The organism is Streptomyces sp. NPDC093598 (genome assembly GCF_044764825.1).
Taxonomy (GTDB): domain Bacteria; phylum Actinomycetota; class Actinomycetes; order Streptomycetales; family Streptomycetaceae; genus Streptomyces.
Genome location: NZ_JBIWIV010000016.1, coordinates 162758 through 181627, shown reverse-complemented (window position 1 = coordinate 181627; position 18870 = coordinate 162758). Strand labels below are relative to the sequence as shown.

Here is an 18870-nt window from a genome sequence, read left to right as displayed (position 1 = left end):
GCCGGGGGGGGGGGGGGGGGGGGGGGGGGGGGGGCCCCCGGGGGGGGGGGGGGGCGGGGGGGGGGGGGGGGGGGGGGGGGGGGGGCGGGGCCCCCCCCCCCCCCCCCCCGGGACACGACTACTTCGCCTCGGAGTCGCCGTCGGTCTTCTTCGGCTCTGCGTCCGTCTTCGCCTCGGCCGCGTCCTCGGCCGGCTCCTCGGCCGCGTCCTTCTTGCCGAGGTCGACAGCCTTGTCGTCAGCGGGGGCGTCGGCGGCGGAGTCGCCAATCTCGGTGAGGGAGGAGGCGTCGTCCGGGACGATGTCGGCGTCGGACTTCAGGTCGTGCTCGACGCCGTGGACGATGCGGTTGTACTCGTCGTCGGTGAGGACGGCGCCGATGGCGTTCTTGGCGAAGAGGAGATCGACGCCGGGTCCGGCGTCGACGAGGACGGTGTCCTCGTTCACTTCCTTGACCGTGGCGTACATGCCCCCGATGGTGCGGATACCGCTGCCGGGCTGCATCTGGTTCCGCATGTCGGCGGCCTGCTGCTGCTTCTTCTTGGCCGACCGGGTCATCAGGAACATGGCCCCGATGAGCACGATGAACGGGAGGAGGGTCAGGAGACTCACGGGTCGGTACTTCCTTCACACGACCGCGCTGTGAGCGGCCAGATGGTTGGGGGTGTGTACGCCGCCGACAAAGGCGGCATCGGCGGAGTCTAAGCGAGTCCGCGCGCATGGAACAACGCTCAGCATGGCACCGGGGTTCCTGCTCCGGCCACTGACCTCGCCGCCCGGGGCCGTAACGGCGCCGTCACGCCCCGAACAGGTCCTGTTGTCCGTTTCCGGTGGCCTGGGAGCGTGGCGGGGTGAGGCCGAGATGCACCCATGCGGCGGGGGTGGCGACCCGGCCGCGCGGGGTGCGGGCCAGCAGGCCCTCCCGCACGAGGAAGGGCTCGGCGACCTCCTCCACGGTCTCACGTTCCTCCCCCACCGCGACAGCGAGCGTGGAGAGACCGACCGGACCGCCGCCGAACAGCTTGAGCAGGGCCTCCAGCACGCCCCGGTCGAGGCGGTCGAGACCACGCTCGTCCACCTCGTACACCGCGAGGGCGGCCGCTGCGATGTCCCGGGTGATCAGCCCGTCGGCCTTGACCTGCGCGTAGTCGCGGACGCGGCGCAGCAGGCGGTTCGCGATACGGGGTGTGCCGCGGGAGCGGCCGGCGATCTCGGCGGCGCCCTCCGGCTCGATCTCGACCTCCAGGAGGTTCGCCGAGCGGTGGATGACCCGCTCCAGTTCGGCCGGCTCGTAGAACTCCATGTGGGCGGTGAAGCCGAAGCGGTCGCGCAGCGGGGGCGGCAGCAGGCCGGCGCGGGTGGTGGCGCCGACCAGGGTGAAGGGGGGCAGCTCCAGGGGGATGGCCGTGGCGCCGGGGCCCTTGCCGACGATGACGTCGACGCGGAAGTCCTCCATCGCCATGTACAGCATCTCCTCGGCGGGCCGGGACATGCGGTGGATCTCGTCGAGGAAGAGGACCTCGCCCTCCTGGAGGGAGGAGAGGATCGCGGCGAGGTCGCCGGCGTGCTGGATGGCGGGACCCGAGGTGATGCGGATGGGGGCGCCCATCTCGGCCGCGATGATCATCGAGAGGGTGGTCTTGCCGAGGCCGGGGGCGCCGGAGAGCAGCACGTGGTCGGCGGTCGCGCCCCGCGCGCGTGCGGCGCGCAGGACGAGGTCGAGCTGTTCGCGGACCTTCTCCTGGCCGATGAACTCGCCCAGGTCCTTGGGGCGCAGGGCGGCCTCGACGGCCTGGTCCTCACGGTCGGCGGACGCACCGACGAGCCGCTCCGCGGCATCGGCGTCGGTCGTGTCGTCCCAGTTCATGGAGTTGCCTCGGAATCTCGGTACGGACTATCGGGCGCGGTTCAGGGTCTGCAGGGCCGCCTTCAGCAGCTGCCCCACCTGGGGCGTGCCCTCGGCGGCCTCCGCCTGCGGCGTCACGGCGGTCACCGCCTCGTCGGCCTCCCGGGTCGCGTACCCGAGGCCGATGAGGGCGGCGTGCAGCTGGTCGCGCCAGCCGGTGCTGACGGGTGCGCCCACGGCGGGGGCACCGACCGGCTCGCCGAGCCGGTCCTTCAGCTCCAGGAGCAGCTTCTGGGCGCCCTTCTTGCCGATGCCGGGGACGGCCGTCAGCGCCTTCTCGTCGCCCGTGGCCACGGCACGCCGCAGGGCGTCCGGGGTGTGCACGGCGAGCATCGACTGGGCGAGCCTCGGTCCCACACCGCTCGCGGTCTGGAGCAGCACGAAGATCTGCCGCTCGTCGTCGTCCGCGAAACCGTACAGAGTCAGTGAGTCCTCCCGTACGACGAGGGAGGTGGCCAGCTTGGCGGTCTGGCCGACGCGAAGCGTGGACAGCGTGTTCGGCGTGCACTGGACGGCCATGCCGACGCCGCCGACCTCGACGACCGCGGCGTCGGGGGCGAGCGCGGCGACCCTGCCGCTGACGAAGGCGATCATGCCGTCCGGCCTTTCGAGGTGTGCAGGGCTACGGCCTGCTGGAGTCGGTTCTGGGCGGGGGCGCGCCAGATGTGGCAGATGGCGAGGGCGAGGGCGTCGGCCGCGTCGGCGGGCTTGGGCGGTGCGCCGAGCCGGAGCAGGCGGGTGACCATCGCGCCGACCTGTGCCTTGTCGGCCCGGCCGCTGCCGGTGACGGCGGCCTTGACCTCGCTCGGGGTGTGCAGCGCGACCGGGATCCCGCGGCGGGCGGCGCAGAGCATGGCGACGGCGCTGGCCTGGGCGGTGCCCATCACCGTACGGACGTTGTGCTGGCTGAAGACACGCTCGACGGCGACGCATTCGGGCCGGTGCTCGTCGAGCCACTGCTCGATGCCCTGCTCGACGGCGACGAGGCGGTGGCCGAGCTCGGCGTCCGCGGGCGTGCGGACGACGCCGACGCCGATCATCGTGAGCGGCCGCCCGGCGACGCCCTCGACGACGCCGACACCACACCGGGTCAGTCCCGGGTCCACCCCCAGTACGCGCACACGCCCTCCCTTTCGCTCACCTGTTTGTGCAGGCTATCGGGTGCCACCGACAACGCGACGGGCCGACGGGGTGTGTCCCGTCGGCCCGTTGACTCGCTGGAGCCCGGCGTTACGCGTCGACCTTCTCCATGACCTCGTCGCTGACGTCGAAGTTGGCGAAGACGTTCTGCACGTCGTCGCTGTCCTCCAGCGCGTCGATCAGCTTGAAGATCTTCTTGGCGCCTTCCTCGTCCAGCTCGACCTGCATGGTCGGGACGAAGTTGGCGTCGGCCGAGTCGTAGTCGATGCCGGCGTCCTGGAGGGCGGTGCGGACCGCGACCAGGTCGGTGGCCTCGCTGAGGACCTCGAAGCTCTCGCCGAGGTCGTTGACCTCTTCGGCGCCCGCGTCGAGCACGGCGGTCAGCACGTCGTCCTCGGTCAGCTCGCCCTTGGGGACGATGACGACGCCCTTGCGGTTGAACAGGTACGACACCGAGCCCGGGTCGGCCATGGAGCCGCCGTTGCGGGTCATGGCGACGCGGACCTCGGAGGCGGCGCGGTTGCGGTTGTCCGTGAGGCACTCGATGAGCACCGCGACACCGTTGGGACCGTAGCCCTCGTACATGATCGTCTCGTAGTCGGCGCCGCCGGCCTCCAGGCCCGCGCCGCGCTTGACCGCCGAGTCGATGTTCTTGTTCGGGACCGACGACTTCTTCGCCTTCTGGATGGCGTCGTACAGCGTCGGGTTGCCATCGATGTCGGCGCCGCCCATCCGCGCCGCGACCTCGATGTTCTTGATCAGCTTCGCGAAGAGCTTGCCGCGCTTGGCATCGATGACGGCCTTCTTGTGCTTCGTCGTGGCCCATTTAGAGTGGCCGGACATCTGCCTGTCTCCTTCGCGTAACCCATCTCAGCAACGAACGCAGGAATCCTACAAGGACTCGGCTGCCCGGTTCGCCCGCACCATGTCGACGAACAGGGCGTGGACGCGGTGGTCGCCGGTCAGTTCCGGGTGGAACGACGTGGCCAGCGCGGTGCCCTGGCGGACCGCGACGATGTGGCCGCCGTGCTCGGCGAGCACCTCGGCCCGGGCGCCGACGGACTCCACCCAGGGGGCGCGGATGAAGACGCCCTCCACCGGATCGCCCTCGATGCCCCTGATGCCGACGGCCGCCTCGAAGGACTCGTTCTGCCGTCCGAAGGCGTTGCGGCGCACGATCATGTCGATGCCGCCGATGGTCTCCTGCCCCGAGCGCGGGTCGAGGATCTTGTCGGCGAGCATGATCATGCCGGCGCAGGTGCCGTAGACGGGCATGCCGTCCCGCACGCGCGCGCGGAGGGGCTCCATCAGGCCGAACAGGACGGCCAGCTTGGAGATGGTGGTGGACTCGCCGCCGGGGATGACGAGGCCGTCCACCTCGGCGAGTTCTTCGGGGCGCCGCACCGGCCTGGCCACGGCGTCTGCCGCGGCCAGGGCGACGAGGTGCTCCCGGACGTCGCCCTGGAGGGCCAGGACGCCTATGACGGGGGTGTCGCTCATGGATCGATGTGCCTTACCAGCCGCGGTTGGCGTAGCGCTCGGTCTCGGGGAGGGTGTCGCAGTTGATGCCGACCATGGCCTCGCCCAGGTTGCGGGAGGCGTCCGCGATGATCTTCGGGTCGTCGTAGAAGGTGGTGGCCTTCACGATGGCGGCGGCGCGCTTGGCCGGGTCGCCGGACTTGAAGATGCCGGAGCCGACGAAGACGCCCTCGGCGCCGAGCTGGCGCATCAGGGCCGCGTCGGCCGGGGTGGCGACGCCGCCGGCGGAGAACAGCACCACGGGGAGCTTGCCGAGCTCGGAGACTTCCTTGACCAGCTCGTACGGGGCGCGCAGCTCCTTGGCGGCGGCGTACAGCTCGTTGTTGTCGTAGCCGCGCAGGCGGGCGATCTCGTTCTTGATCTGGCGCAGGTGGCGGACGGCCTCGACGACGTTGCCGGTGCCGGCCTCGCCCTTGGAGCGGATCATCGCGGCGCCCTCGGCGATGCGGCGCAGGGCCTCGCCCAGGTTGGTGGCGCCGCAGACGAACGGCGTGGTGAAGGCCCACTTGTCGGAGTGGTTGACCTCATCGGCCGGGGTGAGGACCTCGGACTCGTCGATGTAGTCGACGCCGAGGGACTGCAGGACCTGGGCCTCGACGAAGTGGCCGATGCGGGACTTGGCCATGACCGGGATGGAGACGGCGTCGATGATGCCCTCGATCATGTCCGGGTCGGACATGCGGGCCACGCCGCCGTCCTTGCGGATGTCGGCCGGGACCCGCTCCAGGGCCATGACGGCGACGGCGCCCGCGTCCTCGGCGATCTTCGCCTGCTCCGGGGTGACGACGTCCATGATGACGCCGCCCTTGAGCTGCTCGGCCATGCCGCGCTTCACTCGGGCGGTACCGGTCTCGGGAGCCTGGTTTTCGGAGATGGACACGGGTGACCTCGCTGAGGGGAAAAGGGGGTTTCTGCAGCAACGAGGAAACGTGAGGGGAGCAGGCCACAGCAAGGGCCAATGGGAACGCCGTGGATCCTTTTCCGGCGGACGGCCGGGAAACGGCAGGTGAACGGGGCTCAGGCGGCCCGGTCCACCAGGGCCACCGGAGGCTCGTCGTCCATTTCGAAGGCCATGGGGAAGGGCGCGTGACCGGCCAGGCGGAACCAGCGCACCTTGCGGTGCCGGCGCAGGGCCCGGGCCGCCCGTACGGTGTCGTTGTGGAAGCGCCGGGCCATGGGCACCCTGCGGACCGCCTCGGTGAGTTCCCGGGCCGCTTCCTCTCCCCCGGGCGCCTCGCGCACCGCCTCGACCTGCGGGGCCTCCCCGAAGACGGCCCGCAGCGCCTGGCTCAGTTCGCTCTCGGCGACCTCCCGCTGCTCCTCCTCGGCCTGCCGGGCGGCGTGCGCGGCCTCGTAGAGCACGATCGAGGCGGCCGGATCCAGGACCCCCGACGTCGCCAGTTCCTGCGCCACCGAGGCCCGGCGCACCAGCTGCGCGTCCAGGGCGGCACGGGCGGCGTCGATCCGGGCGTGGAGACGGTCGAGCCGGCCGGCGGTCCAGCTGAGGTAGAGCCCGATCGCGACCAGGGCGACGGCGATCCAGATGAGAGTGGTGGTCACGGGCGGCAAGGCTAGCGGCACGTGGGGCCGCGCCGTTCACCCTGCCCTGCCATGGTCACCCGCCGGCCCGGTGTCAGTCCCGGGCGAACCCCAGCCGCCCCCACAGCCCGGTCGTGCGCTCGTCCTCGGCGACCGCGGCCGCACCGGCCGTCACCGTCTCGTAGACGGACAGGATGTCCGCGCCGACGGTCGACCAGTCGAAGCGCCGTACGTGGGCGCTCCCCCGCTCGCGCAGTTGTGCCCGTCGCTCCGGGTCCTCCAGGAGGCGCAGGGCCGCGTCGGCCAGAGCGTCCGCGTCCTCGTTGGGGAACAGTTCGCCGGCCGCTCCCCGGTCCAGGACCTGGGCGAAGGCGTCCAGGTCGGAGGCGAGGACGGGGGCTCCGGCGGACATGGCCTCGACGAGGATGATGCCGAAGCTCTCGCCGCCGGTGTTGGGCGCGACGTACAGGTCGACGCTGCGCAGGAAGCGGGCCTTGTCCTCGTCGCTGACCATGCCGAGGAACTCGACGCGGGAGCGCAGCTCGGCGGGCAGGGACTCCACGGCCTCCTCCTCGTCGCCGCGCCCGGCGACCAGCAGCCGGGTCCGCGGGCGCGCGGCGAGGATCTTCGGCAGGGCCTTCATCAGGACCGGGAGTCCCTTGCGGGGCTCGTCGATGCGCCCTATGAACCCGATGGTGTCGCCCTGCCATTCGGCCTTGGGCTCGGCCTGCGCGAAGAAGTCGACGTCGACTCCGTTCGGGATCACGACGGCGTCCCCGCCGAGGTGCTCGACCAGGGTGCGGCGGGCGTACTCGCTGACCGCGATGCGGGCGCTGATCTTCTCCAGGGCCGCTTGGAGGATCGAGTACGCGGCGATCATCGCGCGGGAGCGCGGGTTGGAGGTGTGGAAGGTCGCCACGATCGGACCCTGGGCGGCCCAGCAGGTCAGCAGGCCCAACGAGGGCGAGGTCGGCTCGTGGATGTGGATCACGTCGAACGCGCCGTCGTGCAGCCAGCGGCGCACCCGGGCGGCGCTCAGGAAGCCGAAGTTCAGCCGGGCCACCGAGCCGTTGTACGGCACCGGCACCGCGCGCCCGGCCGAGACCACGTACGGCGGCAGCGGGGTGTCGTCGTCGGCCGGGGCCAGGACGGACACCTCGTGGCCGAGGCGGAGGAAGTACTCGGCGAGGTCGCGGATGTGGAACTGGACGCCGCCCGGTACGTCCCAGGAGTAGGGGCAGACGATGCCGATCCTCACGGGCGCCCCTTCTCGGGGTCGAGGTCCGCGAGCCACAAGCGCTGCAGCATGTGCCAGTCCTGCGGATGGTCGGCGATCCCCGTGGCGAAGGCGTCGGCCAGTGTCTGTGTCATGACGGACGTCTTCTCGGCGCGCGTGCCCGACTCGGGGACCTCGACGGGCGGGTGGACGCGGCCCCGCATCACGGGCGAGTCGTCGTACCAGAGGGTGACGGGCAGCAGCAGGGCGCCGGTCTGCTGGGCGAGCAGGGCGGGGCCGGCCGGCATCCGGGCCGTGTCGCCGAAGAAGCCGACCTCGACGCCGGAGGCCGACAGGTCGCGGTCGGCGACCAGGCAGACCAGGCCGCCGTCGCGCAGCCGCCGGGCCAGGGTGCCGAAGGCGGTGCCGCCGCTGTGCGGCAGGACCTCCATGCCGAGGCCCTCGCGGTAGGCGACGAACCGGTCGTACAGCGTCTCCGGCTTGAGGCGTTCGGCGACCGTCGTGAAGGGGATGCCCAGCTGGGTGGTGACCCAGGCGCCGGCGAGGTCCCAGTTGGCGAGGTGCGGCAGCGCGAGGACGACGCCCTTGCCGGCGGCCATGCCCTCGGTGAGGTGGTGCAGGTCCTTGACTTCCAAGCCGGCCTTGATCCGCTCCTTGCTCCAGGCCGGGAGGCGGAAGGACTCCATCCAGTAGCGCAGGTAGGAGCGCATGCCGGCGCGGGTCAACTCGGCGAGGCGCTCGGGGCTCGCGTCCGGCACCACGCGCGCGTAGTTGCTCTCCAGGCGCCGCACGCCCTTGCCGCGCTGCTTCCAGGCCAGGTCGGCGATGGTGCGTCCGAGCCGCACGGCGACCGGCTCGGGGAGCTTCTTGACCGTGCCCCAGCCGAGGCCGTACAGCGCGTCCGTCAGCCGGTCCTGTGCGCTCACGTGGCCGCCTCGCTCCCGTGAGAGGCGTTCTGCTGCTTGCCCTCATTGTCCTGCGCGGCCGCCGCGGCCTCGGCCTCCGCGGACTCCCGGCGGACGGTGACGACCCGCTGGATCAGCGTGACGAGGCTGCCCACGGCGACGATCCACAGCGCGACGGGCAGCAGGTACTGGATGCCCGGCACACCGAACGTGTGCAGGCCCGCGAGACCGGCCGCCACCAGGGAGATCACCAGCCGCTCGGCGCGCTCGACGAGCCCGTTGACGGCGACCGGCAGGCCGATCGACTCGCCACGGGCCTTGGTGTACGACACCACCTGGCCGCTGGCCAGGCAGAAGATCGAGACGGCGCACAGGACGAGGTCGTCGCCCCCGCCGGCGTACCAGAGGATGAAGCCGCCGAAGATCGCGCCGTCGGCGACCCGGTCGAGCGTGGAGTCCAGGAAGGCACCCCAGCGGCTGGATCGGCCGAGCTGACGGGCCATGTTGCCGTCGACGAGGTCGGAGAACACGAAGAGCGTGATCACGACCGTGCCCCAGAAGAACTCGCCCCTGGGGTAGAAGACCAGCGCGCCCGCGACCACACCGGCGGTGCCGATGAGCGTGACGGTGTCGGGGCTGACGCCCCGGCGGATCAGAAACGCGGCGAACGGTGTGAGGACACGCGTGAAGAATGCACGCGCGTACTTGTTCAGCATGGCCTTCCCGAGGGTCGGTGTCGCCGCATGGCCCCTGCTGGCCACCGGCTGGCCCATCGTAGTCACGCGCGCGTGCGGGTGAGGGGCGGGCACCCGGACCCCTTTCGGGGGAACCCGTGAGCCGCTGGTGGGCGGCGCGGTCACGTCGTTCGTATGGACGCACCGTGACGGGAGTGGGAAGGTCGAATGACCGCGGGCGTCGCCGGAGCCGCCACCGCTGGGGGTGCCCCCGGACGGAGTCTGGGGGAGGATCCCGCGTGTCCGCGCCCACAGTGACCTCACCGTGCACGGGAGGCAGGATCATGGGCGACAAGGCACAGACACACCCTGGGGCCGCCGGCAGGGCACAAGCGGCCGACCACCCTCAGTCCGTACGGAATGTGGTGCTGGTCGGCCACTCCGGAGCGGGCAAGACCACGTTGGTGGAGGCCCTCGCGCTCACGGCGGGGGCGGTGAACCGGGCGGGCCGCGTGGAGGACGGCGGCACCGTCTCCGACTACGACGACATCGAACACCGCCAGCAGCGCTCGGTACAGCTCTCCCTGGTGCCCGTCGAGTGGGACGGCATCAAGGTCAATCTTCTCGACACCCCCGGATACGCCGACTTCGTCGGTGAGCTCAGGGCCGGTCTGCGCGCGGCGGACGCGGCCCTCTTCGTCGTCTCGGCCTCGGACGGCGTGGACGGCTCGACCCGCATGGTGTGGGAGGAGTGCGCGGCCGTGGGCATGCCCCGGGCCATCGTCGTCACGCACCTGGAGTCGGCGCGTTCCGGCTTCGAGGAGATGACCCAAACCTGCGCGGAGGCCTTCGGCGCGGACGACCCCGACGCGGTCCTGCCGCTCTACCTGCCGCTGCACGGCCCCCAGGCCCCCGACGGGCACGCGCCCGTGACCGGGCTGATCGGGCTGCTGTCGCAGAAGCTGTTCGACTACTCGACCGGCGAGCGCAAGGAGTCCGAGCCGGGCGAGGACCAGCTGCCGCTGATCGAGGAGGCCCGCAACCGGCTCATCGAGGGGATCATCTCCGAGAGCGAGGACGAGACCCTCATGGACCGCTACCTCGGCGGGGAGCCGATCGACGTCAAGACCCTCATCGAGGACCTGGAGCGGGCCGTCGCACGCGGGGTCTTCTTCCCCGTCCTGGCCGCCGCCCCGGCGGGCGAGGGCGCCCGGCAGGGGCTCGGCACCGCGGAGCTCCTGGAGCTGATCACGCGGGGCTTCCCGACGCCGCTGGAGCACGAGACGGTGCGGGTCACGACCATCGACGGCAAGCCGCGCGAGCTCAAGCCGTGCGACCCGGACGCCCCGCTGGTCGCGGAGGTCGTGAAGACCTCCTCCGACCCGTACGTGGGCCGGCTGTCGCTGATCCGTCTGTTCTCCGGCACCCTGCGCGCCGACCAGACGGTCCACGTCTCCGGGCACGGACTGGCCGACCGCGGGCACGAGGACCACGACGTCGACGAGCGGATCGGCGCTCTGTCCACGCCGTTCGGCAAACAGCAGCGCCCGGTGTCGCACGTCATCGCGGGCGACCTGGCCTGCGTGGCCAAGCTGAGCCGTGCCGAGACCGGCGACACCCTGTCCGCCAAGGACGACCCGCTGCTGATGGAGCCGTGGCAGATGCCCGACCCGCTGCTGCCGCTGGCCATCCAGGCGCACAGCAAACCGGACGAGGACAAGCTGTCCCAGGGCCTGGCCCGGCTGGTGGCCGAGGACCCTACGATGCGGCTCGAGCAGAACCAGGACACCCACCAGGTGGTCCTGTGGTGCCTGGGCGAGGCGCACGCCGACGTCGCCCTGGAGCGGCTGCGCAGCCGGTACGGCGTCCAGGTCGACGTCGTGCCCCACCGGGTGTCCCTGCGCGAGACGTTCGCGACCAGGTCGGCCGGCCGGGGCAGGCACGTCAAACAGTCCGGCGGGCACGGGCAGTTCGCCATCTGCGAGATCGAGGTCGAGCCGCTGCCCGGCGGGTCCGGCATCGAGTTCGTCGACAAGGTCGTGGGCGGCGCGGTGCCCCGGCAGTTCATCCCGTCGGTGGAGAAGGGCGTACGGGCCCAGGCGGCCAAGGGAGTCGCGGCCGGGTACCCGCTCATCGACGTACGGGTCACCCTCCTGGACGGCAAGGCGCATTCGGTGGACTCCTCCGACGCCGCCTTCCAGACGGCCGGCGCGCTCGCGCTGCGGGAGGCAGCGGCCGACGCGAAGATCCATCTGCTGGAGCCGGTGGCCGAGGTGTCGGTGCTGGTCGGTGACGACTTCGTGGGCGCCGTGATGAGCGATCTGTCCGGGCGGCGCGGCCGGGTGCTCGGCACCGAGCAGACACCCGGTGGGCGCACCCTGATCCGGGCCGAGGTGCCCGAGATCGAGATCGGCCGGTACGCGATCGACCTGCGGTCGATGGCGCACGGCACGGCGGGGTTCAGCCGCCGGTACGCGCGGCACGAACCGATGCCGCAGCAGGTCGCGGACCGGGTACGTGAAGAGGAGCGCAAAGCCTCGTAGTTGAGCGCCGGGCGCCACCAAGTGCCCTGGTGCGGGCTCCCCTCCGCGGGGGCGGGCGGCTTGACGGGCCGCCCGCCCCCGCTTAACGGTGCGGACGGATACGCTGATGACCTGATCAACAGGTGTGCGGAGCGCGGAAGTCGGGAAGGCCGCAGATGCGGATGTGGCAGCGATGGGGGCGGCAGTGACGGACGGATTCGACTTCAGCCCGGGGGCCCAGGTTCCTCTGGCCGGTGCGAGCGGCCAGACGGCGGCGACCTACGCGCTGGCCGCGGCGGCGTACCGGGACGACGAGGTCACCAAGATCCTGGCCGCCGACAACGAGTGGCACCAGTCCAAGGTGACCCCGCCGCGCTCCTGGGCGAAGATCTTCCGCCCCAGGCTGGGCGAGGCCTTCTCCCGCGCGGTGATCGACCGGATGCTGGGTGCCGGGCGCAAGCCGGTCATCCAGTCCTTCGGCATCGAGCCGCAGGTCGTCGTGGAGCACTGCCTGGCGGCCCACCGCATCCGCCGCGACCGCGACAACTGGCTCTCGGCGATCACGGTGATCTGCGGGCTGCTCTTCCTGCCGGGCTTCCTCGTGTGGCTGCTGGTGTTCACGCTGCGCACCACCATGGCCAAGCGCGAGGACAAGCGCGCGGGCGCCCTCGCCACCACCCTGCTGGTCGCTGTGGGCGCGCTGGCCGTGCTGTTCCTGATCCGCATGCCGTTCACCGGATTCTGGGCCCTGTACGGACGCGCGGCGGTGATCATGCCGGTGGTCGGCTGGTTCTGGGCCAAGCAGATCTGCGAGCGGACCGCCCGTGACCTGCGGGAGCGCTGGTCGAGCCTGCTGTCGGGCGGCGGCGTCGGCGCCAAGATCCCCGAGGCCGTCCCCGGCAATCCCGGTGACGCGGCCGAGCAGGTCCGCAAGGAACTGGCCCGTCTCGCCGCCGAGCAGCGGTCCAACTCGGTCTTCTACGCGGGCCCCAAGGGCATACTCGGCATGGGCACCCGGTGGGGCAGCTGGCAGCTGGCCGAGGAGCTGGTCTCCGCCGAGCCGGGCAAGGAGTTCCACCCCTTCCGCAGCTGGGACGTCATCGTGGCGATCCAGGGCGGTCTGGGCATGCTGGAGCGCACCTCCATCAACACCGGCGGCTTCCCCAAGCCGTCCATCACGCACTGGGTCGTCACGCCGATCGGCGAGAAGGCGACGGAGGTGTCCCGGCCGAGCGGCACGGACGTCGACGCGTACACGGTCCGGACGCACGCCATCCAGGACATCTGCAACAAGCAGCAGTTCGGCAGCGGCGACCGGCACTACCTGGGTGTGCAGTGGACTCTGTGGGACGGCCACCTGGTGATCACGATGCTGATCACGGTGACCGTGCTGCATGACACGCTGCGCATCGAGGTCACCGGGCATGCCCTGGGCCCGGTCAACTCGCTGTTCAACGAGAAGCCCGCGGCCCGGGAGAAGACGGTGCAGAAGGCCTTCCGGTTCTGGGAGACCCGCACCGTGAAGATGCCCCTCATCGACGCGGACGAGGTGGTCCGGCTGGCCGCGCGTGCCCCGCTGAGCTGGTATCCGCCGCTGCTGAACTGGCTCGGCGGCAGTCTGACGCTGCCGGAGCCGTTCGGTCTGCGGCATGCGTGGGCCGATCAGCCGTGGCGGCACCGGTTCATGGCCGACGACGCGCTGCGGGCGGCCACGCCCGTGCTGCGGGTGGTGCATACGGCGGCGCTGAAGGTGCTGCGGGAGAACGGGGTGGACGTGGAGAAGTTCGGGTCCCGGTCGGCGGCGCTCAGCGGGGCGGTTCAGGAGGCTTCGCCGAAGAAGGCGGATGTCTACGATGCGTAGGCCTCCGGCGGTCGAACCGATCCGCCGTGGACCGGCGGTGGCTGGTGTTCCTGGGGGCTGCGCCCCCCGACCCCCGTCGGCCTGAACGGCCTCGTCCTCGAACGCGGACGGGCTGGGAGTGCCGGACCCGCCGGAATCAACCGGTCGGCCAGGACTCCGCCAGCATCTTCCTCGTGTCGGCCAGCAGCTGCGGCAGCACCCGTGTGTGTCCCACCACCGGCATGAAGTTCGTGTCCCCGCCCCAGCGCGGCACGATGTGCTGGTGCAGGTGCGCGGCGATGCCCGCGCCGGCGACCGAGCCCTGGTTCATGCCGATGTTGAAGCCGTGTGCGCCGGAGGCCGTGCGCAGGGCCGTCATCGCCTGCTTGGTGAGCTCGCCGAGCTCGGCGGTCTCCCCCGCCGTCAGGTCGGTGTAGTCGGCGACGTGCCGGTACGGCACGGTCATCAGGTGCCCGCCGTTGTACGGGTAGAGGTTGAGCACCGCGTAGACCTGCTCGCCGCGCCGGACGACGAGCCCGTCCTCGTCGGACTTGGCCGGGATCGAGCAGAAGGGGCAGCCGTCTCCGGCGCCCGGGCCGGTCGGCTTGTTCTCGCCCTGGATGTAGGCCATCCGATGCGGCGTCCACAGACGCTGGAACGCGTCCTGCGTCCCCACTCCCAGCTGCTGCTCCGGCTCACTCGTCATGCAGTGCAGCATATGGCGTCGAGCTGGGGGGACGGCAAAGGCCCCCGGGAGCTCCCCGGGGGCCCGTGCACCGTGAGATCAGACCTGAGCGCGCTCCTCGACGACCTTCAGGATCTTCGCGATGGCCTCGTCGAAGGGGATGCCGTTCTCCTGCGAGCCGTCGCGGTAGCGGAAGGACACGGACTCGTGGGACATGTCCTCGTCACCCGCGATGACCATGAAGGGCACCTTCTGCTTCTGGGCGTTGCGGATCTTCTTCTGCATGCGGTCGGAGGAGGAGTCGACCTCGACGCGCAGGCCCTTCTTCCTGGCCGCGGCGGCGAACTTCTGTAGGTACTCCACGTGGGCGTCGCCGATCGGGATGCCGACCGCCTGGACCGGCGCCAGCCACGCCGGGAAGGCACCCGCGTAGTGCTCCAGGAGCACCGCGAAGAAGCGCTCGATGGAGCCGAACAGCGCGCGGTGGATCATGACGGGGCGCTGCTTGGAGCCGTCGGGACCCGTGTACTCCAGGTCGAAGCGCTCCGGCAGGTTGAAGTCGAGCTGGATGGTCGACATCTGCCAGGTGCGGCCGATGGCGTCCTTGGTCTGCACGGAGATCTTCGGACCGTAGAAGGCGGCACCGCCCGGGTCGGGCACCAGGGGCAGGCCCTGCTTCTCGGCGACCTGGCGCAGCGTCTCCGTGGCCTCCTCCCAGGCCTCGTCCGAGCCGACGAACTTCTCCGGGTCCTTGGTGGACAGCTCCAGGTAGAAGTCGGTCAGTCCGTAGTCGCGCAGCAGGCCGAGGACGAAGGTGAGCGTCTTGTCGAGCTCCTCCGACATCTGCTCGCGGGTGCAGTAGATGTGCGCGTCGTCCTGGGTGAAGCCGCGGGCCCGGGTCAGGCCGTGCACGACGCCCGACTTCTCGTAGCGATACACCGTCCCGAACTCGAAGAGGCGCAGCGGCAGTTCCCGGTAGGAACGCCCGCGCGCGTCGAAGATCAGGTTGTGCATCGGGCAGTTCATGGGCTTGAGGTAGTAGTCCACGCCCTCGTCGAGCTGCATGGGCGGGTACATGCCGTCGGCGTACCAGTCCAGGTGGCCCGAGGTCTCGAAGAGCTTCCCCTTGGTGGCGTGCGGGGTGTAGACGAACTCGTAGCCCTCTTCCTCGTGGCGGCGCCGCGAGTAGTCCTCCATGACCCGGCGGATGACGCCGCCCTTGGGGTGGAAGACGGCGAGGCCGGAGCCGATCTGCTCGGGGACGGAGAACAGGTCGAGCTCGCTGCCCAGCTTGCGGTGGTCGCGCTTCTCGGCCTCGGCGAGGAACTCCAGGTGCGCCTTCAGCTCGTCCTTGGTGGGCCAGGCGGTGCCGTAGATGCGCTGGAGCATGGGGTTCTTCTCGCTGCCGCGCCAGTAGGCGGCCGCGTTGCGCATCAGCTTGAAGGCCGGGATCGCACGGGTCGACGGCAGGTGGGGGCCTCGGCAGAGGTCCTTCCAGCACAGGTCGCCGGTCTTGGCGTCCAGGTTGTCGTAGATCGTCAGCTCACCGGCGCCGACCTCGACGTCCGCGCCGTCGTCGCTGGAGGCGGAGCCCTTGAGGCCGATCAGCTCCAGTTTGTAGGGCTCGCCGGCCAGCTCCTCGCGGGCGGCCTCGTCGGTGACCACGCGGCGGGAGAAGCGCTGCCCCCGCTTCTGGATCTCCTGCATCTTCTTCTCGATGGCCTTGAGATCCTCCGGCGTGAACGGCTTCTCGACGTCGAAGTCGTAGTAGAAGCCGTCCTTGACGGGCGGGCCGATGCCGAGCTTGGCCTCGGGGAAGAGCTCCTGCACGGCCTGCGCCATGACGTGCGCGGTGGAGTGGCGCAGGATGTTGAGGCCGTCCTCGGAGGAGATCTCGACGCCCTCGACCTCGTCGCCCTCGGACAGGGCGTACGACAGGTCCCTGAGTTCGCCGGCCACGCGGGCGGCGATGATCGAGCGCTCGCCGGCGAAGAGCTCGGCGGCCGTAGTGCCCGTCGTCACCACGCGTTCTTCCCGCTCGGAATCGCGCTGGATGATCACACGGACGTCTGACACCGGTCTCTCCTGACTGAAGGGGGCCGCGGGCGCCATACCGGAGCGCGCGCACGAGTAAGGATCGTACCGACCCGGGACCACCCTTCGCGAAATCAGTCCCCGCAGTCCCCTCCGCAGGCCTCCTCGAAGAAGTCCAGGTTCTCCTGGAGCTCCTTCATCAGCCGGTCCCGGTCGGCGTCGTCGACCTGCACGGGTACGACGCCGTGGGCGCCGGTCAGGCGGCGGAATCCGCCCCTGCTCTCGAGCCGCCCCTGCACCCGCACCGGGAGCCCGACGAGGTGGGCGTGCCCGGCGATCCGGTACGCCTCCTCGTCCAGGGTGATCCGGACGTTCGGTACGTCGGCCCCGGCCAGCACGCGCAGCCGTACGGTGCCGTCGCCGCGCGGCCCGGACCGGCGCAGCCGTACCACCGCTCCCGTGATCCGCACCGGCACGGCGGGTTCCTCGCGCAGGTAGCGGGCGCTCGCGTCGCGCAGCACGGCCAGATCGCCGGGTGAGAACTCGACGGGCTCGGCGCAGGGCGCGCAGCCCTCTGGCACACCGGCCGCCGGGGCCCATTCGACAGCGATCCGGGCGCCCTCCGTGCCCCGGACGAGGGCGACGAGGGCCTCGGTGAGCTCGTGGCTCACTCCGGCCTCGACCGCCGCGTCGAAGGCGTCCATGCCGCCGGTGGCTCGCTGGTAGTCGATGGCCTCCCGGGCGGCGAACAGGGCCTGGTGGAGGCGTACGGCCAGGGGGCGGCCGCCGGTGACCGGCACGAAGGCGGTGAGCCGGCCGTCGGTGGCGGAGCCGACCAGGACGTCGCGCAGGGCCGCGGCGGCGGAGCGCCGGTGGCGGGCGCCGTGGTAGCCGGCCCGTGCGCGGGTGGCGAGGGCCGCCGCGAGCAGCATCCGGCGGGCGGCGCCGCGCAGCCGGTCCTCGGCGGTCCAGGACGCCGCGCCGGCGGGCCCGGCGGGGACGTCGTGCCACCAGCGGATCTCGTCACTGGGCACGGCGAGGGAGACCAGGACCTCGCGGGCGGACGGCGTGCCGCTGCGGGACAGGGCGAGCAGGGCCTCGCCGAGCAGGTCGTCGCTGTCAGGGAAGGCGCGGCTCTCCGGCACCAGGAGGCTGGTGCCGGCGCCGCCGGGGCCGGGCGGGGTCCAGCGGCCGTAGCGTCCCGGGGCGCCGCCGCGCCGCTGCCAGCCGTGCCGGCGCAGCAGGGCGCTCAGCACGGCCGGGTCGACATCGGTGGGCTCGGGCGGGCGGCCGTTCCGCCCCGGTGTCTCGACGGGGTGCGGCCGGACCTGCCTCAGTGGCTCCTCGGTCGGGCGGTGCGTCACGGTTTCCCTCCCGTCCCGACCCGCGTCATGATCTCGCACAGGGCCCGGTCGTCGAAGATGCGTGAGGTCGGTATGCGCACGGTGGTGCGGCGGCGGCCGGTGATCGGCTGTCCGGCGAGGTTGGTCCAGTAGCAGCAGTGCCTCAGGTCGAGCCGGTCGTGGCCGGCGCGCAGCCAGTCGTCCTGGGAGCGCGGCACCAGCATCACCACCAGGATCTTGTGCACCGACACGGGGGTGCGGGCGAGCTTCGCCAGGTGGTCGTTGTCGAGCGTGAAGGAGAAGGTGCGGCCCGGGGGGCTGGGCGGCACCTGGTAGGTGGCCTTGAGCTGCACCTTGATGGTGACCTCGTCGTCGACCGTGTGCCCGGGGGCGCTGTGGCTGACGTGCCAGTCGATGCCGTTGTCGGGAAAGGGCTGGGACAGTGAGCAGCCGGCGGCTGCCGCGACGGCGTGCAGATAACCGACCTGCAGTGTCTCCATGCAGGCGGTGGTGGCGAGTGTGCCGCGAGAGGGAGCCGTGCGCTCGGGCAGCAGCCCGCCCCGTTCGGGCTGCGCAATGGCCATGGCCAACAGCCTTCCAGAACAAGTGATTCCCCGCTGCGGGCCGCTGAACTGCATCAACCCGTACTCCTGTTGTCTCCTTCCGGCGTACGGCGCAAACAGCCCGGGTATCACCGGATCGGGCAGCGGACGGTGCGTCAACTGCCGAAGTTGAACGAGGGGTTGTGGTGGCTATGACGACGTGCTGGTACGAGGGGCCGCTGGCCGCCTTCGACACGGAGACGACGGGCGTGGACGTCGAGACCGACCGGATCGTGTCGGCCGCCGTCGTCGTCCAGGATGCCCCGGGCATCCGGCCGCGGGTGAGCCGCTGGCTGGTGAACCCGGGGGTGCCGGTGCCCGCCGAGGCGACGGCGGTGCACGGACTGACGGAGGAACACCTCCAGCGCAACGGCCGGTGGCCGGCGCCGGTGATGTACGAGATAGCGCAGGCGCTGGCCGAGCAGGCGCACGCCGGGCGGCCGGTCGTGGTGATGAACGCTCCGTTCGATCTGACCATGCTGGACCGGGAGTTGCGTCGCCACCGCGCCTCGGCGCTCGGCCGCTGGTTCGAGTCGGCGCCGCTGTCCGTACTGGACCCGCGGGTCCTGGACAAGCATCTGGACCGCTACCGCAAGGGCCGCCGCACCCTGACCGACCTGTGCGCGCACTACGGCGTCACCCTGGAGGGCGCGCACGACGCGGCGGCGGACGCCGTGGCGGCGCTGGAGGTCACGCGGGCGGTGGGCCGCCGCTTCGCGTCCCGGCTGGAGCGTCTCGCCCCGGGTGAGCTGCACACCCTTCAGGCGGTCTGGCACGCGGCGCAGGCGCGGGGCCTTCAGGCGTGGTTCGCGCGCAGCGGTGTGGACGAGGCGGTCGACCCGGCCTGGCCGCTGCGTCCGGACCTGCCGGCGGCGGCCTGAGCACCCGGCGCGGGGCCCGCGAGGG

The 18870-nt window shown here is 71.5% G+C and carries 18 protein-coding genes; 3 read left to right on the top strand and 15 right to left on the bottom strand.

Annotation, left to right across the window (positions count from 1 at the left end; genetic code table 11):
• Positions 1-118: 118 nt before the first annotated feature.
• From yajC to pgsA, 11 genes are all read right to left on the bottom strand, one after another.
• A complete protein-coding gene (yajC, locus tag ACIRDU_RS32755) occupies positions 119-610 on the bottom strand; it encodes a preprotein translocase subunit YajC (protein ID WP_403586338.1) in 492 nt (163 codons plus the stop codon).
• 184 nt (positions 611-794) lie between these two features.
• Entirely contained in the window at positions 795-1865 is a 1071-nt protein-coding gene (gene ruvB, locus ACIRDU_RS32750; protein WP_403586335.1) for a Holliday junction branch migration DNA helicase RuvB, read from the bottom strand.
• 27 nt (positions 1866-1892) lie between these two features.
• On the bottom strand, positions 1893-2498 hold the full coding sequence (gene ruvA / locus ACIRDU_RS32745) for a Holliday junction branch migration protein RuvA (RefSeq protein ID WP_403586332.1): 606 nt from the start codon (positions 2496-2498) through the stop codon (positions 1893-1895).
• Complete coding sequence (gene ruvC, locus ACIRDU_RS32740) at positions 2495-3025, bottom strand: crossover junction endodeoxyribonuclease RuvC (protein ID WP_403586329.1); 531 nt, start codon at positions 3023-3025, stop codon at positions 2495-2497. The genes ruvA and ruvC overlap by 4 nt, the downstream gene beginning before the upstream one ends.
• Positions 3026-3134: 109 nt before the next feature.
• Positions 3135-3887: a YebC/PmpR family DNA-binding transcriptional regulator gene (locus tag ACIRDU_RS32735; RefSeq protein ID WP_283972585.1), complete on the bottom strand. Its 753-nt coding sequence runs from the start codon at positions 3885-3887 to the stop codon at positions 3135-3137.
• 48 nt (positions 3888-3935) lie between these two features.
• Positions 3936-4544, bottom strand: coding sequence for a pyridoxal 5'-phosphate synthase glutaminase subunit PdxT (gene pdxT / locus ACIRDU_RS32730; RefSeq protein ID WP_403586326.1), 609 nt, complete (start codon positions 4542-4544; stop codon positions 3936-3938).
• A gap of 13 nt (positions 4545-4557) precedes the next feature.
• Positions 4558-5463: a pyridoxal 5'-phosphate synthase lyase subunit PdxS gene (pdxS, locus tag ACIRDU_RS32725; protein WP_403586324.1), complete on the bottom strand. Its 906-nt coding sequence runs from the start codon at positions 5461-5463 to the stop codon at positions 4558-4560.
• A 137-nt stretch (positions 5464-5600) separates the two neighbouring features.
• Positions 5601-6143 (bottom strand): hypothetical protein, encoded by a 543-nt coding sequence (locus ACIRDU_RS32720; RefSeq protein WP_403586321.1) that lies wholly within the window; start codon positions 6141-6143, stop codon positions 5601-5603.
• Positions 6144-6216: 73 nt separating this feature from the next.
• Complete coding sequence (locus ACIRDU_RS32715) at positions 6217-7380, bottom strand: glycosyltransferase family 4 protein (RefSeq protein WP_403586319.1); 1164 nt, start codon at positions 7378-7380, stop codon at positions 6217-6219.
• A complete protein-coding gene (locus ACIRDU_RS32710) occupies positions 7377-8285 on the bottom strand; it encodes a phosphatidylinositol mannoside acyltransferase (RefSeq protein ID WP_403586316.1) in 909 nt (302 codons plus the stop codon). Before ACIRDU_RS32710 ends, ACIRDU_RS32715 begins: the two co-directional genes overlap by 4 nt.
• Positions 8282-9037: a phosphatidylinositol phosphate synthase gene (pgsA, locus tag ACIRDU_RS32705; RefSeq protein ID WP_403586367.1), complete on the bottom strand. Its 756-nt coding sequence runs from the start codon at positions 9035-9037 to the stop codon at positions 8282-8284. Before pgsA ends, ACIRDU_RS32710 begins: the two co-directional genes overlap by 4 nt.
• 245 nt (positions 9038-9282) lie before the next feature.
• Here pgsA and ACIRDU_RS32700 point away from each other — a divergent pair, with 245 nt between their 5' ends.
• Together ACIRDU_RS32700 and ACIRDU_RS32695 are read left to right on the top strand one after the other, a co-directional pair.
• Positions 9283-11481 carry an elongation factor G-like protein EF-G2 gene (locus tag ACIRDU_RS32700; protein ID WP_403586314.1) on the top strand — a complete coding sequence of 733 codons (2199 nt, stop codon included), beginning with the start codon at positions 9283-9285 and terminating at the stop codon, positions 11479-11481.
• A gap of 172 nt (positions 11482-11653) precedes the next feature.
• Positions 11654-13321, top strand: coding sequence for a hypothetical protein (locus tag ACIRDU_RS32695; protein WP_403586311.1), 1668 nt, complete (start codon positions 11654-11656; stop codon positions 13319-13321).
• A gap of 136 nt (positions 13322-13457) precedes the next feature.
• On the opposite strand, the gene ACIRDU_RS32690 is transcribed toward ACIRDU_RS32695, so the two are convergent.
• The 4 genes from ACIRDU_RS32690 to ACIRDU_RS32675 form a co-directional block, all read right to left on the bottom strand.
• A complete protein-coding gene (locus ACIRDU_RS32690) occupies positions 13458-14018 on the bottom strand; it encodes an HIT family protein (RefSeq protein WP_403586309.1) in 561 nt (186 codons plus the stop codon).
• A 66-nt stretch (positions 14019-14084) separates the two neighbouring features.
• The gene (thrS, locus tag ACIRDU_RS32685; RefSeq protein WP_403586307.1) at positions 14085-16061 is read right to left on the bottom strand and encodes a threonine--tRNA ligase; all 1977 of its coding nucleotides are present in this window, start codon (positions 16059-16061) and stop codon (positions 14085-14087) included.
• Positions 16062-16153: 92 nt separating this feature from the next.
• Positions 16154-17383: a hypothetical protein gene (locus ACIRDU_RS32680; RefSeq protein WP_403586304.1), complete on the bottom strand. Its 1230-nt coding sequence runs from the start codon at positions 17381-17383 to the stop codon at positions 16154-16156.
• Positions 17380-17946: a DUF4365 domain-containing protein gene (locus tag ACIRDU_RS32675; RefSeq protein ID WP_384168882.1), complete on the bottom strand. Its 567-nt coding sequence runs from the start codon at positions 17944-17946 to the stop codon at positions 17380-17382. The genes ACIRDU_RS32680 and ACIRDU_RS32675 overlap by 4 nt, the downstream gene beginning before the upstream one ends.
• Before the next feature lie 170 nt (positions 17947-18116).
• On the opposite strand from ACIRDU_RS32675, the gene ACIRDU_RS32670 reads away from it, so the two are divergent.
• Positions 18117-18845, top strand: a complete 729-nt coding sequence (locus ACIRDU_RS32670; protein ID WP_403586365.1) for a 3'-5' exonuclease — start codon at positions 18117-18119, stop codon at positions 18843-18845.
• Positions 18846-18870: the final 25 nt, after the last annotated feature.

Excerpts from the sequence above, each read along its gene's own strand:
- ACIRDU_RS32735 (WP_283972585.1), bottom strand. The coding sequence starts at position 3,887 with ATGTCCGGCCACTCTAAATGGGCCACGACGAAGCACAAGAAGGCCGTC.
- ruvB (WP_403586335.1), bottom strand. The coding sequence starts at position 1,865 with ATGAACTGGGACGACACGACCGACGCCGATGCCGCGGAGCGGCTCGTC.
- pdxT (WP_403586326.1), bottom strand. The coding sequence starts at position 4,544 with ATGAGCGACACCCCCGTCATAGGCGTCCTGGCCCTCCAGGGCGACGTC.
- ACIRDU_RS32700 (WP_403586314.1), top strand. The coding sequence starts at position 9,283 with ATGGGCGACAAGGCACAGACACACCCTGGGGCCGCCGGCAGGGCACAA.
- pgsA (WP_403586367.1), bottom strand. The coding sequence starts at position 9,037 with ATGGGCCAGCCGGTGGCCAGCAGGGGCCATGCGGCGACACCGACCCTC.
- ACIRDU_RS32670 (WP_403586365.1), top strand. The coding sequence starts at position 18,117 with ATGACGACGTGCTGGTACGAGGGGCCGCTGGCCGCCTTCGACACGGAG.
- ruvA (WP_403586332.1), bottom strand. The coding sequence starts at position 2,498 with ATGATCGCCTTCGTCAGCGGCAGGGTCGCCGCGCTCGCCCCCGACGCC.
- ACIRDU_RS32695 (WP_403586311.1), top strand. The coding sequence starts at position 11,654 with ATGGGGGCGGCAGTGACGGACGGATTCGACTTCAGCCCGGGGGCCCAG.
- ACIRDU_RS32675 (WP_384168882.1), bottom strand. The coding sequence starts at position 17,946 with ATGGCCATTGCGCAGCCCGAACGGGGCGGGCTGCTGCCCGAGCGCACG.
- ACIRDU_RS32690 (WP_403586309.1), bottom strand. The coding sequence starts at position 14,018 with ATGCTGCACTGCATGACGAGTGAGCCGGAGCAGCAGCTGGGAGTGGGG.